Source organism: Tessaracoccus sp. MC1865 (assembly GCF_017815535.1).
Classification (GTDB): domain Bacteria; phylum Actinomycetota; class Actinomycetes; order Propionibacteriales; family Propionibacteriaceae; genus Arachnia.
The window spans coordinates 920,665-934,390 of record NZ_CP072596.1; the positions used below are offsets into that span (position 1 = coordinate 920,665).

Consider the following 13,726-nt stretch of genomic DNA (forward strand, 5'->3'; position numbering starts at 1 on the left):
AATCGGTGGGCAGGGTTGCCCACCGTCCACCCTTGAAAGGGGAAACATCATGTCAACGCTCTCTGTTGACGCTGCTGACGTAGTGGAGATCTCGGACGAGACCTTCGCCGAGTACGCGTCGCGCGGCTACTCGGAGGAGGTGCTGCCGGTGCGCCGCAAGGACCGCACCTGGGGTATCCGCAACTTCGCGACGGTGTGGATGGGGCCCATCCACAACATCCTCAGCTACTTCACTGTCGTCGGTTTCTTCGCCTTCGGCCTGTCCGCCTGGCAGGTCATCGGGGCCATCATGACGGCGGCGGTCATCGTGTCGATCGGCTACGTCCTCAACGGCCACGCGGCCGCCAAGTACGGTGTGCCGTTCGCGATGCTCATCCGCGACACCTTCGGCGTCAAGGGCGCCGTGTTCCCGGCACTGCTGCGTGGCCTCATCGCCGGCTTCGTCTTCTTCGGCCTCACCACTGTGTCCTCGGCCCAGGCCCTCGACGTCGTGTTCGAGCGGCTCTTCCCGGGCTTCCTGAACCTCGGTGGGGGAGCGGACGTGCTCGGCCTCCCCATCCCGACGCTGATCAGCTACGTCGTGATGTGGGTCGTCACCGTGGTGCTCTACCTCGCCGGCCAGAAGTTCATCGGCAAGTTCTCCGACTGGGCCTCGCCCGCCGTCTGGATCCTGATGGTCGTCGGTGTCATCATCGCGATCAGCAACGCCGGCGGCGTCGGCGACGTGCTCGCGCTCGACCCGATCACCGAACCGGTCACCGTCGTCGGCTTCGTCACCTGCGTCTCGATGCTCGTGTCCAACTGGGCCGGCCCGATCGTCAACATCGCCGACATCTCGCGCACCGCCGCCAACCAGCGCGCGCCACGCCTGGGGTTCCCCATCGGCATGATCGTGTCCTACATCCTGTTCGCCATCGTGACGGTGTCGTTCATGGCCAGCCTGTACGCCGTCAGCGGCGGTGAGATCGACGTCAACAAGCCCACGGTCTTCGTCGACGCCATCAACTCGATCGGCAACCCCTTCATCGTCATCCTGCTGATCCTGGCCATGAACGTCGGCGCCACCGCCTTCGTCGTGTTCGGCAACATGCTGCCCTCCGGGCTGCAGATGACGGCCCAGCTGCCCAAGTGGTTCACCGTGAAGACCGGCGGCCTCCTCGCCGCCGTCGTCGGCACGCTGATCCTGCCCTGGCAGTTCGTGGAGAACACCACGATGCTCTACCTCTTCTACAGCTTCATCGGCTCGATGTTCGGCCCCATCGCCGGCATCATGCTCGCCAGCTACTACCTCGAGCGCAAGCGCGTCCTTAACCTCGACAACATCTACACCGCCCCCGGTGCGGACGGCGCGTACCCGGGCGGCGTCAACTGGCGCGCGATCGGCGTGCTGGTCGTCAGCTTCGTCGTGACCATGTCCGGGAAGCTCTTCAGCGGCGTCGAACTGCTGGCCACCATCAACAACTGGGCCTTCTTCTGCGGCCTCATCATCGGGTTCGTGGGCTACCTGCTCGTCCGTCCCCGCACCACCACCAACTGATCGTCCCCACAGACAAAGGAGTTCCTCATGGACGAATACTTCAAGCTCGCCGTCGACGCCACCATGGAAGGCATGCGTGAGGGCACCGGCGGACCGTTCGGCGCCACCCTCGTCGACAAGAACGGCGAAGTCATCGCCGCCGTCGGCAACACCGTGCTCAAGGAGATGGACCCCTCGGGCCACGCCGAGCTCGTCGCGGTCCGTGAGGCCTGCGCCACGTTGAACACGCTCGACCTCAGCGGCTCGACCATGTACGCCACGTGCGAGCCCTGCCCCATGTGCGTGGCCGTGATGATGTGGGCCGGCGTGGAGAAGTGCTATTACGCCTCCACCCGCACCGACGCTGCGGAGGCCGGGTTCTCGGACCAGCACCTGCGCGACTTCCTCGACAAGACCGACCCCACCCTCTTCGACCTCGAGCATCTCGAAGAGGGCCGCGAAGACTGTGCTGAGATCTGGACCGAGTTCGGTCGGCTGAAAGCCGAGCGGGCCTGACCCACAGCACACTGAGAACCCCGCCAGGCGTCCCCCTGTCTGGCGGGGTTCGTCATTTCCGGAGCCGTCCGCCGCTCGGCCACCGGTTAGCCCAGCCTCAGGCGGCGGCGTAGACTGAGGCCTCGAATGGCCGCGACCGAAGGGTGACCAAGTGTCCGAGGAACTGACTGGATCGGGGGTGCCCGCGCCGTTCGGCGTGCTGGGGCTCACCTATGACGATGTGCTCCTTCAGCCCAACCAATCAGACATCATCCCCTCGCAGGTGGACACCGGCACCCAGCTGACCCGTCGCATCAGGCTCAACGTTCCGCTCGCCTCCGCCGCGATGGACACCGTCACCGAATCCCGCCTGGCCATCGCCATGGCGCGCGAGGGTGGCATCGGCATCCTGCACCGCAACCTCAGCATCGAAGACCAGGCGCACATGGTTGACCAGGTGAAGCGCTCGGAGGCCGGCATGGTGTCTGAACCCATCACCGTCGGTCCCGACGCCACGCTCGGGGAGGTCGACGACCTCTGCGCCCAGTTCCGCATCTCCGGCACGCCCGTGGTGGATTCCGACGGCACGCTCCTGGGCATCATCACCAACCGCGACATGCGCTTCGAGGACGACGCCTCCCGCAAGGTGGGCGAGGTCATGACGAAGATGCCGCTGGTCACCGCCCACGTCGGCGTGACCAACGACGAGGCCATCGGCCTCATGGCCAGGCACAAGATCGAGAAGCTGCCCATCGTCGACGGCCAGGGCAAGCTCAAGGGGCTCATCACCCTCAAGGACTTCGTCAAGGCTGACAAGTACCCCCACGCCGCCAAGGACGACTCCGGCCGCCTGCGCGTCGGCGCCGCCGTCGGCTTCTTCGGCGACTCCTGGGACCGCGCCATGGCGCTGGTGGAGAAGGGCGTCGACGCCATCGTCGTCGACACCGCGCACGGCCACAGCCGCGGCGTCGTGGACATGATCCGGCGCCTCAAGGCAGAACCCCTCGCGGCTGACGTCGACATCATCGGCGGCAACGTCGCCACCTACGCCGGCGCCAAGGCGCTCGTCGAGGCCGGCGCAGACGCCGTGAAGGTGGGCGTCGGCCCCGGCTCCATCTGCACCACCCGCGTGGTGGCAGGCGTGGGCGTGCCCCAGGTCACCGCCATCTACGACGCGGCCCGTGCCGCCAGGCCGGCCGGCGTCCCTGTCATCGGCGACGGCGGCCTCCAGTACTCCGGCGACATCGCCAAGGCCATCGTGGCCGGCGCCTCCAGCGTCATGCTCGGTTCGCTCCTGGCCGGCTGCGCCGAGAGCCCCGGCGAGCTGGTGTTCATCAACGGCAAGCAGTACAAGAGCTACCGCGGCATGGGTTCGCTGGGCGCCATGGCCGCGCGCGGGCGCAAGGCCTCCTATTCGAAGGACCGCTACTTCCAGGGCGACGTCACCGCCGACGACAAGCTCATCCCCGAAGGCATCGAGGGACAGGTCGCCTACCGCGGTCCGCTGGCCGCCGTGGCCTACCAACTGGTGGGTGGCCTGCGGCAGTCCATGTTCTACTCCGGAGCGGGCACCATCGCCGAGCTCCAGGACCGGGGCCGCTTCGTGCGGATCACGGCCGCCGGCCTGCGCGAATCGCACCCACATGACATCCAGATGACCGCCGAAGCGCCGAACTACTCGTCGCGCTAGGAAGAGAACAGGTATAAACAACCACATGTACGAGCTTGAGCGTTCCAAGCGCGCCTCCCGCGCCTACAGCTTCGACGACGTCGCCATCGCGCCCACGCGTCGCACCCGCAGCGACGAGGAGGTGGACCTCTCCTGGAAGATCGACGCCGTCAGCTTCGACGTGCCGATCGTGGCCGCCCCCATGGACTCGGTGATGTCGCCAGCAGCGGCCATCCGCATGGGGCAACTCGGCGGCCTGGGCGTGCTGAACCTGGAGGGCCTCTGGACCCGCTACGAGGATCCCCAGGCCCAGTATGAACTGATCACCCAGCAGTCGGATCAGGTCACCGCCACCAAGCGGCTGCAGGAGATCTACGCCGAGCCGGTGAAGGCGGAGCTCATCCGCGATCGCCTGGCCGAGATCCGCGACGCCGGGGTTCCGGTGGCCGGGTCGCTGTCGCCCGCCCGCACGCAGGAGTTCGCGCCCATCATCGAGAAGGCCGGCATGGACTTCTTCGTGATCCGCGGCACCACCGTCTCTGCGGAGCACGTCGGCGGCGAGGACACCCTCAATCTCAAGGACTTCATCTACCGCTTCGACACCCCGGTGCTCGTCGGTGGGGTGGCCACCTACCGTGCGGGTCTTCACCTCATGCGTTCCGGTGCGGCCGGCGTCCTCGTCGGCTTCGGCGGCGGCGCCACGCACACCACCGCGTCGGTGCTGGGCATCCAGGTGCCCATGGCCTCTGCGGTGGCAGACGTGGCGGAGGCCCGTCGTGACTACCTCGAGGAGTCCGGCGGCCGCTACGTGCACATCATCGCCGACGGCGCCGTCGGGCGTTCCGGCGACATCGCCAAGGCCATCGCCTGTGGTGCCGACGCCGTGATGGTCGGCTCGCCGCTGGCCCGCGCCACCGAGGCCCCCGGCCGCGGCTGGCACTGGGGTTCCGAGGCCTGGCACGCCTCGTTGCCGCGTGGCGAGCGCTCCTTCTTCGAGCAGGTCGGCACCCTCGAAGAGGTCGTGCTCGGCCCGTCGCGGGTTCCGGACGGCACGATGAACCTGGCTGGCGGTCTCCGCAAGGCCATGGCGCTGACCGGTTACACGGACCTCAAGTCGTTCCAGCGCATCGAACTCATCCTGCTCTGACGATGGGGATCCCCATGGACGAAGCCCTCCACGAGCTGAAGCGCCTGCGCGGCAGCATCGACAACATGGACTCCGCCCTCATCCACCTGCTGGCTGAGCGTTTCAAGGTGACCCAGCGGGTGGGAGAGCTCAAGGCGAGGGCGGGGCTGCCGCCGGCAGACCCGGGCCGCGAGGCCCAACAGATCGCCCGGCTCCGTGCGCTCGCGGAGAGCGCGGAGCTGGATCCTGAGCTGGCGGAGAAGTTCCTGACGTTCATCGTCAGCGAGGTGGTGCGCCACCACGAGCGGATCGCCGCGGAGCAGGCAGACTGACGCCCTGAGCCGGCGGCCTCGGGGGAGGCTGCCGGGTCAGTCGTGGGCGTTGATCATGAACTCCGCCGCCCGCACCAGGTAGTCGCGCAGGGCGGCGTCGTCCTCCGGGGCGAGATCCAGCGTGTCGCAGGCGTTCATCATGTGGTGCACCCAGCGGTCGCGCTGCAGCGGGGTGACGGCGAACTCCAGGTGCCGCATCCGCAGCCTCGGGTGGCCGCGCTGCTCCTGGTAGGTCTTCGGGCCGCCCCAGTACTGCTCGAGGAACATCCTCAACCGGTCCTCCGCCGGGCCCAGGTCCGCTTCGGGGTAGAGCTCCCGCAGCGGGGCGTCATCGGCGACACCCTTGTAGAACTCGTGCACGAGTTGCTGGAAAGTCCCGTAGCCGCCCACGCGGTCGTAGAAGCTCTTGTCTGTCACGGACCCATTGTGTCAGGAGCCGGTGACGCACCCTCTACAGCAACCTGAACGCGGTGTCAGGATTGGCGGCAGCGGCCCACCCCCAACGACGAGGAGCCCTGCCATGAACGAACTGACCCGGCAGCGGATCCGGACCAACCGCCTCACCCAGAACGTGTGGACGGCAGGTCCGATGGACGGCACGCCGCTGCTGCTGGTGCACGGCAACCTCAGCAGCGGCGGCTTCTGGCGGTACGTCGTCGCTGGGCGACGCCTTGTACAAGCGTATAGGTAGTTATACGCTTGTATCGTGATTGATGACCGGACGACGAGCGCCAAGCTGCGCGACGCGTGTATCGAGATCGTCGCGGAATCGGGGGTGAAGGCCGCGACGGCGCGCGCCGTCGCCGACCTGGCCGGGGTGTCGCTGGGCCTCATCCGCCATCACTTCGGATCCATGGGGCAGCTCCTGCACGCCTGTGACCAACACGTCGCGGATCTCGTGCGCAACGGCAAAGAGGACGCCATCGCCCAGGGCGCCGGGTTCGACGCGCTGGCAGCGCTCCGGGCCACCGGCTCCGAGCACGTCATGGGCTACCTCGCCATGCGCCTCACCGACGATTCCGAGGGCATCAACCACCTCGTCGACGCGATGATCGACGACGCCGAGGACTACCTCGCGGCAGGCGTTCAGGCCGGGCTGCTCACGCCCACCGACGATGAGCGGTCCCGGGCCGTCCTGCTGACGATGTTCGGGTTGGGCTCGCTCAGCCTGCACAACCACCTGAGCAGGCACTTCGGCATCGACCTGCGCAGCGCAGACCCATCCACCCAGCCCGGCTTCGCGCGCTACCTCCGCGTCCACCTGGAGGTCTTCGGCGGCCTCCTGCAACCCGCGGTCCGTGAGCAGTACCTCGCGGCCATCGATAAACTGTCCGAGGAGGACGCATGATCCCCATCCAAACGCGGCAGCTCACCAAGCACTACGGGTCCTTCCCCGCGCTGGTGGACCTCGATCTCGACGTGCGGCAAGGCGAGGTCTTCGGCTTCCTCGGCCCGAACGGAGCCGGGAAGTCCACCACCATCCGCGTGCTGATGGGCGAGCTCAACGCGACCTCGGGCTCGGCCACGGTGCTGGGTGCCGCACCGCGCGAGGTGGCCCACCGCAACCGGCTGGGTTATCTCCCGGCGGACCTGGCGCTGTGGCCGGCGATGACAGGACGGGACACCCTGAAGTTCTTCGCCAATCTCCGCGGGGGAGTCGACTGGCGCTACGTCGACCAACTCGTGGAGCGCCTCAAGGCGACCCTCGACAAGCGCGTCGGTGAACTCTCCAGCGGCAACCGGCAGAAGATCGGCCTGATCGCCACGTTCATGCACAAGCCCGAACTGCTCCTGCTCGACGAACCCAACGCAGGCCTCGACCCCCTCGTGCAGCACGAGTTCTGGGCCATGATGCGCGAGGTCGCCGACGACGGCCGAAGCGTCTTCCTGTCGTCGCACACCCTGTCAGAGGTGGAGCGCGTGGCGGACCGGGTGGGCATCATCCGTCACGGTCGCCTCGTCGCCGTGGAGGAGGTCGCTGCGCTCCGCGCCATGCAGATGCGCCGTATCGAGCTGGATTTCGACGGCGAACTCGAGGAGGGTTTCCTCCGCCGGATCGACGGCGTGCGCGACGTGGAACTGAGGCCGGGGCGCGCGGTCGTCGACTTCAACGGTGACATGTCCGCGCTGCTCGGGGCCGTCACCGGCCTCACCACCCTGCGCGACCTCCGCACCAACGATGCCGACCTCGAGGAGATCTTCCTGGCCTACTACAAGGACGCGAAGTGAGCACCGCGGTCCTCCGCAAGGGCCTGGCCGACGGGTGGCGTGGCCTGACGACCGCCGCCGCAGTCGTCGCCGCGATGCTGGTGTTCGGGCTGATCGTCTACCAGGACATCGACCTGAGCATCTACGAGGCGCTCCCGGAAGCCGTCCGCAGCGTGATGGGTGTCCCCGTGGAGGCGGACGCGTCCGTGCTCGCCTACAACGAGATGCTCGGGGCCATCGGCGCGATGGCACTGGCAGGCGTCGGCATCGCGATCGGGGCCCAGGCCGTGGCCGGCGAAGAGGGCAACCGGACGCTGCCCCTGGTGCTGGCCGCGCCCGTGTCGCGCACGGCCTACGCCTTGAGCAGGGCGGTGGCCATGGTGCTGCTCCTCGTGGCCGCGACGGTCGTGATCTGGGCGGCCGGCGCGCTGGCGCCCCTGGCCCTCGGCATCGACATCGGCCAATCCGATCTCGGTGCCCTCATGACCCACCTCGGGGCCAACACCGTGTTCCACGCGGCCGTCGCGTTCGCCGTCGGCGCGCTGACGGGTCGCAAGTCTCTGGCGGCCGCGATCGCAGCCGGTGTCATGGTGCTGGGGTGGCTCGGCGCGGGGCTGCTGCCCCTGTTGCGTGAGGGCTCGGCGGATTGGGTGCCGTGGACCTGGTTCAACGGTTCGAAGCCGCTGGTCAACGGCGTCGACGGCGGACACCTCGCGCTGCTGCTCGGTGGGACCGTGGTTCTGGTGGCGGTGGGGGTCGTCGGGTTCGCACGGCGCGAGATCCGCCTCCATGAGGGCGGCGCGTCGCTGAAGGAGCGGCTCCATGCGCTCCCTGTCGTCGGGAAACTGGTTCGCCCCACAGGTCGGGGCCAGTCCCTCCTGGGTCTGCGCTTCGCCTCCCAGCGCACGCTGCTGATCACGGTGACGTTCATCATGGGCGCGCTGATGGGCCTCTTGATGGGCCCGTTGTACTCGTCGATGGAGGCCGACCTCAACCAGTTCGCCGCGAGCTTCCCCGAGGCGATGGTGGCGATGTTCGGCGGTGGCAACATGTCCACCCCCGCCGGGTTCCTCCACATCGAAACGATGGGCATGATGGCCCCCATCGCCGTGATCCTGCTGGCCACCGCAGCCGCGTCGGCCGGCATCGCGGGGGAGGAGCACGCTGGGCGGCTCGCGGGACTGCTCGCCACCCCCGTCTCGCGCTCCCGCGTCTACTGGACCACCGCTGCGGTCATGGCCGGCTACGTGCTGGTGGTCAGCGTCGGGCTGTTCCTCGGCCTGTGGGCGGGCAACGCGCTGGGCGGGCTCGAGGTGGCACTCGCCAACGTCGCGACCGCCTGCTTCCTGATGGCCTGCCTCGGCTGGGCCTTCGGCGGCTTCGCGCTGCTGTTGTCCGCCGCCACCGGCCGCCCCGGCCTCGTCGTCTGGGGCACCACGGGCGTGGCCATCGCGACGTACTTCGGCTACACGCTGCTCATGGCGGCGGGCCGGGAGGAGTGGGGATGGTGGTCGCCCTTCCGCGCCTACCTGTACGGCGCCCCCATCGAGGTGGGCATGGCGTGGTGGCAGCCGACGTGGCTCCTGGTCGCCGCCGTCGCGTTGGTCCTGGCAGGGCTTCCCCTGTTCGCGCGCCGCGACCTCCGCTGAGCCATGCTGACCGACGAGATCCGCGCCGCGCTGCGTGCCCAGGCCTATCCGGCACGCGCCGCCGGCCAGCAGCGGTACATGAAATCGGCGCTGCCGTACTACGGCCTGACGTCACCTGCATTGAGGGCGGCCCTGAAGCCGGTCCTGTCCCGGTCCCGGCTGGCGTCGGCCGACGGGTGGCGCGCCGCCGTCGTCGACCTCTGGGACCACGCCACCCACCGCGAGGAGTGGTACGCCGCCATCGCAGTCCTGCGCCACGGTCGCTACCGGGCCTTCGCCCTCGAGCCCTCACCGGAGAACATCGCCATGCTCCGCCACCTCATCGTGACCGGCGCATGGTGGGACGTCGTCGACGAGATCTCTGCCCGCACCGTGGGGGAACTCCTCCGCGCCCAGCCCGCCCTCATGACACCGCTCCTGCGCGGCTGGGTGGAGGAGGAGGACCTCTGGCTGCGGCGCACCACGATCATCTGCCAGCGGTTGTTCCGGCAGGCCACCGATCGTGAGCTGCTGACGCACGCGATCGAGCACAGCATCAGCGACGGCGACTTCTTCGCGCGCAAAGCCATCGGCTGGGCGCTGCGCGAATACTCCAAAACCGACGGCCCATGGGTGCGCACCTACATCGCGGCCAATGCGGACAGGCTCTCGCCGCTCTCGGTGCGGGAGGGCCTCAAGTGGCTGGGCCGCCCGTCGTCGGCAGGTTGAGCCCTCCAGCCGGGCGTGCCTCGCCGCACCGGTATCGTCGAGGGGTGGACATGGTGGAGATCTCCCTCGACAGCCCCGTTTCAGCGCTGGGCCGCCTCCTCCTCGTCGAGACGGAGGCCGGCCGGAGCATCATCCGCAGGACCTCCCAGGGCGGCACCCACACGCTCACCGCGTACCTGCCGGACGGCCGCAAGACAGACTTCGAGGGCGTGCGCGGGGAGCGCACCCTGAGGCAGGCCGTGGCCACCGTGTCGGCCGCCCGCCCGCTCCGGGCCTTCCAGGTGGAGGGCGGCGAGGTCACGGCCAAACTGCGGCCGGCGCAGACCTTCCTGTCCTACCTGCCGTGGGTGGTGGGGATCGCGCTGGCCGGACTGGGCGGCGTCGGCGACGCCTTCGGCCTCCTCCGCTTCGTGTTCCTCGCGCTCGGCATCACCATCATCCTCGTGGCCCAGGACGCCTTCAAGAAGGGCCGCCGGTATCGCGACTGGGCCGTGGAGACCGGCGACGGCGACGTCAGGGCCATCGACTTCCCCCTGCCGGCGCTGCCCGAGGAGATCGAGGTCGACGACGTCAAGGAGGAGTACGGACGGCTGCTCAGTGACATCGTCTACCGCATCGAGTTCCCCGCACTGTTCGACCCCCACGAGCCCACGTCGAAGGAGTTCACCCTCGCACTGCTGCAATGGGACAACAACGACGGCGTGGCCGGCGATGACGAGCGGCGCGAGCTCGCCCGCCGCGTGCGGGCAACCTTCGCCGCCGCACGGGCGAACGCCGAGCGGATCGGGATGGCGCACCTGCCGCAGGCGGCCCAGTTCCGAGCGACCACGGCGCTCAAGGCCGCCAGGCTCGCCGTCGATGAAGCGGCACCCGCGCCGGAGCGGGAGACAGCGCTGCGCCGAGCCGTCGAGATCCTCGACGACTTGGCGCTCTACTACCTGCCCACCGGGACGGAAGCGCGCAGGGCCATCACCGGCAGCACCCCGCCGCAGCTCCCCGGAAGGCGGGCCTCCTGATGTACGCCACCTGGCAGCAGGTCCCGCCCGACACCACGTGGGCCGGCTTCGCGCCCGGCGCGGTGCTGCTCTACAACGACGACGAGGCCGTCGTCGTCGACGCGCGGCGGGGACAGAAGGACAAGATCAAGCTGCGCATCCAGCGGCCCAACGGCGAGCGGTTCGAGCGTGACGTGAAGCCCGGCGAGTCCCTGGGGGCCCAGGCGGCCTCCCTCCTGGAGGGCCCCGGTGCCCGGGCGATGGTGCTGCCTGCCGTGATCTGGCACGAGGACCAGCTGTTCTCGCCGCGCAACATCGCCGCCCTGCTGGCCAGCGCCCTCGTGACCACCGTGTTCATGGTCCTGACCAGCCTGAACTCGAACCCGATGTCGTTTCTGTACCTGTCGTTCATGATCGCCGGCGCGGCCGCCATGGGCGTGCGGCGGCTCTGGAAGGGCGGCCGGCTCACCTTCCTGGCGCCGGACCGTCTGGGCCTGACGACGGGGACGATCCACGCCTATGCGCTGACGCGCGAGGCGGGCAAGTTGGGGGTTCCGCCGACGCCCGGCTCGGACCGGCGCGGACTCGCCTACCAACGCGTCGACGCGATCCGCGACGCCTACCTGGGCCTGCGCGGCGACATCGCCTACCGCATCGAGTCGCCGGCGCTCTTCGACCCGAAGGTGCCGGCCACGGCCGAGTTCGAGGCGGCGTTGGTGGCGTTCGACGACGTCACGGATCTCACCTCCACCGACGAACTGGACGAACGCGCCACCGAGGTGGAACTGACGTTCAACGTGGCGCAGGCCAACGCCGAACGTCTGGGGCTCAGCCATTTCCCGGAACACGCCCGCGCGGATGCGCGCCGCGCGGGCAAGGCTGCCAGGCTCGCCGCCGGAGCCACCACGGAGGGGGAACGCCAGGCATCGCTCGCGCAGGTCAAGCGCATCCTCGACTCGCTGGCGCTGTACTACCTCCCCGCCGTCGACGAGAAGCTGGCCATCGAGAAGTAGCCGCCGATGGCTCAGGCCACGACGTCGCGCCAAGAGTGCCGCGGACGCCACCCCAGCTTCTCGGCGGCGGCCCGGTTGCTGAGCAACGTGCCGAACTCCGCCACCTCGTCCGGCACCGTCAGGCCCGGGTGGATCGCCTTGAGGGCGTCGCGCGTGGGCATGTCGAGGATGATGTCGTCGGCGGCGATCACGAAGGAGTGCGCGCCGGTGAGGTCTGCGGTGAGCGCGTCCTCACAGGACTGGGCGACGTCGCGGGCGTCGATGTAGCCGAACAGGTTCCAGCGGCGCGCCTCGGGATCCTTCGCGAACGACGGCTGCATGGCGTAGTCGTCCACCGTGAAGATGTTCGACAACCGCAGCGCGATCACCGGGATGCCGGCCCACCGGGCGACCTCGGCGGCCATCGTCTCCGTCATCACCTTGCTGAGCGAGTACGTCGAGTTCGGCAGCGGGTAGTGGTCCTCGTCGACGGGGACATAGCGCACCTCGTCGAACGGCAGCCCCAGGGTGGTTTCGCTGGAGGCCCACACGATGCGCTTCAGCCGCAGCTTCCAGGCCGCCATGAACACGTTGGTGTTCATCAGCAGGTTCTGGTTGAGCGTGTGGGTGTCGGTGTGGATGTTGTCTGCCGGGATGTTGGCCAGGTGGATGACCGCGTCGGCGTCGACGAGGAGGTCCATGGCCTCGCCCACCTGCGTCAGGTCCGCCTTGAAGAAGCGGCCGTCGTACCAGGAGGGGCGCGGTGCGAGATCCGTGGCCACGACGTCGTGGTCGGTGTTGTCGGTGAAGTGGCGCAGGGTGGCCTGCCCGGCCTTGCCGCTGGCGCCCGTGATGACGATTCTCATGCCTTCAGACTAGGGCGGCCGCTGCCTGTCGGCAGCGGCCGCCCTCGTCTCAAGCGGAAAGATGGTCGATCAGTTGTCGATCAGGCCCTCGAACAGGACTGTGGAGAGGTAGCGCTCGCCGAACGACGGGACGATGACCACGATGGTCTTGCCTGCATTCTCCGGGCGGGCCGCAACCTCGGCTGCTGCCGACAGTGCGGCGCCGGAGGACAGGCCGACCAGGAGGCCCTCCTCGCGTGCGGCCCGGCGGGCGAAGTCGACGGCCTGGTCGATGTTGCGGGGCAGGACCTCGTCGATGACGGAACGGTCCAGGATCTCGGGGATGAAGTTGGCGCCGATGCCCTGGATCTTGTGCGGGCCGGGCTGGCCGCCGGAGAGGATCGCCGATTCCTGCGGTTCCACGGCGACGATCTGGACGCTGGGCTTGCGCTCCTTCAGGACCTGGCCGACACCGGAGATGGTGCCGCCGGTGCCGATTCCCGCCACGACGATGTCCACGGCGCCGTCGGTGTCGTTCCAGATCTCCTCCGCGGTGGTGTTGCGGTGGATCTCCACGTTGGCGGGGTTGGCGAACTGGCGGGCGAGGATGCCGCCGCGCTCAGCCGCGATCTCCTCGGCGCGCTCGACCGCGCCGCGCATGCCAGCGGGGCCGGGGGTCAGCACGAGCTCGGCACCGTAGGCGCGCAGCAGTGCGCGGCGCTCCAGCGACATGGTCTCGGGCATGGTCAGGACCACCTTGTAGCCGCGGGCGGCGCCCACCATGGCCAGAGCGATACCGGTGTTGCCCGAGGTGCCCTCGACGATGGTGCCGCCGGGCTGCAGTTCGCCGGAAGCCTCAGCTGCGTCGACGATGGCCACGCCGATGCGGTCCTTGACGGAGTTGGCGGGGTTGTAGAACTCGAGCTTCGCGGCGACGATGGCGTTGTCGCCGGCGACCCGGTTCAGCTTCACGAGGGGGGTGCGACCGACGAGGGCCGTGACGTCAGAGTAAATGCTCATGCCACCGCCAACCGCGCTGACAGGGGGATTATTCCCCGGCGCGGGAATTCGGCTCCACGAATTTTTCGAGGGCACGGCTGACGTGCCTCGATCCCGACGAACTGGCGACGTGTCCAGGGTCGGTGAGCGAGGCTCTCCCCGTTAGGGCGGAGCAGCCCCGCGACATTAGAC

Annotated in this window: 15 protein-coding genes; 12 read left to right on the forward strand and 3 right to left on the reverse strand. The window is 68.8% G+C overall.

The genetic code is table 11. The features are described from left to right. Window positions 1-49 precede the first annotated feature (49 nt). The 5 genes from J7D54_RS04125 (at window position 50) to J7D54_RS04145 (ending at window position 5,138) form a co-directional block, all read left to right on the forward strand. Entirely contained in the window at window positions 50-1,537 is a 1,488-nt protein-coding gene (locus J7D54_RS04125; RefSeq protein WP_182764576.1) for a cytosine permease, read from the forward strand. Between the two features lie 27 nt (window positions 1,538-1,564). Then, window positions 1,565-2,032 (forward strand): nucleoside deaminase, encoded by a 468-nt coding sequence (locus J7D54_RS04130; RefSeq protein ID WP_182764575.1) that lies wholly within the window; start codon window positions 1,565-1,567, stop codon window positions 2,030-2,032. 163 nt (window positions 2,033-2,195) lie between these two features. Beyond that, window positions 2,196-3,701: an IMP dehydrogenase gene (gene guaB / locus J7D54_RS04135; protein ID WP_209455252.1), complete on the forward strand. Its 1,506-nt coding sequence runs from the start codon at window positions 2,196-2,198 to the stop codon at window positions 3,699-3,701. Between the two features lie 25 nt (window positions 3,702-3,726). After that, window positions 3,727-4,827, forward strand: coding sequence for a GuaB3 family IMP dehydrogenase-related protein (locus J7D54_RS04140; RefSeq protein ID WP_182764573.1), 1,101 nt, complete (start codon window positions 3,727-3,729; stop codon window positions 4,825-4,827). 14 nt (window positions 4,828-4,841) lie between these two features. Next, window positions 4,842-5,138, forward strand: coding sequence for a chorismate mutase (locus J7D54_RS04145; protein ID WP_076060148.1), 297 nt, complete (start codon window positions 4,842-4,844; stop codon window positions 5,136-5,138). Window positions 5,139-5,174: 36 nt separating this feature from the next. On the opposite strand, the gene J7D54_RS04150 is transcribed toward J7D54_RS04145, so the two are convergent. Further along, window positions 5,175-5,555, reverse strand: a complete 381-nt coding sequence (locus J7D54_RS04150; protein WP_182764572.1) for a globin — start codon at window positions 5,553-5,555, stop codon at window positions 5,175-5,177. 103 nt (window positions 5,556-5,658) lie between these two features. Here J7D54_RS04150 and J7D54_RS04155 point away from each other — a divergent pair, with 103 nt between their 5' ends. From J7D54_RS04155 to J7D54_RS04185, 7 genes are read left to right on the forward strand one after another with little or no spacing between them, the layout of a single operon-like run. Next, entirely contained in the window at window positions 5,659-5,829 is a 171-nt protein-coding gene (locus tag J7D54_RS04155) for an alpha/beta fold hydrolase (protein ID WP_182764571.1), read from the forward strand. A gap of 15 nt (window positions 5,830-5,844) precedes the next feature. Then, window positions 5,845-6,486 (forward strand): TetR family transcriptional regulator, encoded by a 642-nt coding sequence (locus J7D54_RS04160; RefSeq protein ID WP_209455204.1) that lies wholly within the window; start codon window positions 5,845-5,847, stop codon window positions 6,484-6,486. Further along, window positions 6,483-7,367, forward strand: a complete 885-nt coding sequence (locus J7D54_RS04165; protein ID WP_182764570.1) for an ABC transporter ATP-binding protein — start codon at window positions 6,483-6,485, stop codon at window positions 7,365-7,367. Before J7D54_RS04160 ends, J7D54_RS04165 begins: the two co-directional genes overlap by 4 nt. Further along, window positions 7,364-8,995, forward strand: coding sequence for an ABC transporter permease subunit (locus J7D54_RS04170; protein WP_182764569.1), 1,632 nt, complete (start codon window positions 7,364-7,366; stop codon window positions 8,993-8,995). The genes J7D54_RS04165 and J7D54_RS04170 overlap by 4 nt, the downstream gene beginning before the upstream one ends. 3 nt (window positions 8,996-8,998) lie before the next feature. Next, a complete protein-coding gene (locus J7D54_RS04175) occupies window positions 8,999-9,703 on the forward strand; it encodes a DNA alkylation repair protein (protein WP_182764568.1) in 705 nt (234 codons plus the stop codon). A gap of 50 nt (window positions 9,704-9,753) precedes the next feature. Continuing rightward, window positions 9,754-10,719 carry a hypothetical protein gene (locus J7D54_RS04180; protein WP_182764567.1) on the forward strand — a complete coding sequence of 322 codons (966 nt, stop codon included), beginning with the start codon at window positions 9,754-9,756 and terminating at the stop codon, window positions 10,717-10,719. Next, window positions 10,719-11,711 carry a hypothetical protein gene (locus J7D54_RS04185; RefSeq protein WP_182764566.1) on the forward strand — a complete coding sequence of 331 codons (993 nt, stop codon included), beginning with the start codon at window positions 10,719-10,721 and terminating at the stop codon, window positions 11,709-11,711. Before J7D54_RS04180 ends, J7D54_RS04185 begins: the two co-directional genes overlap by 1 nt. 11 nt (window positions 11,712-11,722) lie before the next feature. Here J7D54_RS04185 and J7D54_RS04190 read toward each other — a convergent pair whose 3' ends face one another. Both J7D54_RS04190 and cysK read right to left on the reverse strand, forming a co-directional pair. Then, window positions 11,723-12,556, reverse strand: coding sequence for an NAD(P)-dependent oxidoreductase (locus J7D54_RS04190; protein ID WP_209455205.1), 834 nt, complete (start codon window positions 12,554-12,556; stop codon window positions 11,723-11,725). A 69-nt stretch (window positions 12,557-12,625) separates the two neighbouring features. Further along, window positions 12,626-13,555: a cysteine synthase A gene (cysK, locus tag J7D54_RS04195; protein WP_182764565.1), complete on the reverse strand. Its 930-nt coding sequence runs from the start codon at window positions 13,553-13,555 to the stop codon at window positions 12,626-12,628. Window positions 13,556-13,726 lie beyond the last annotated feature (171 nt).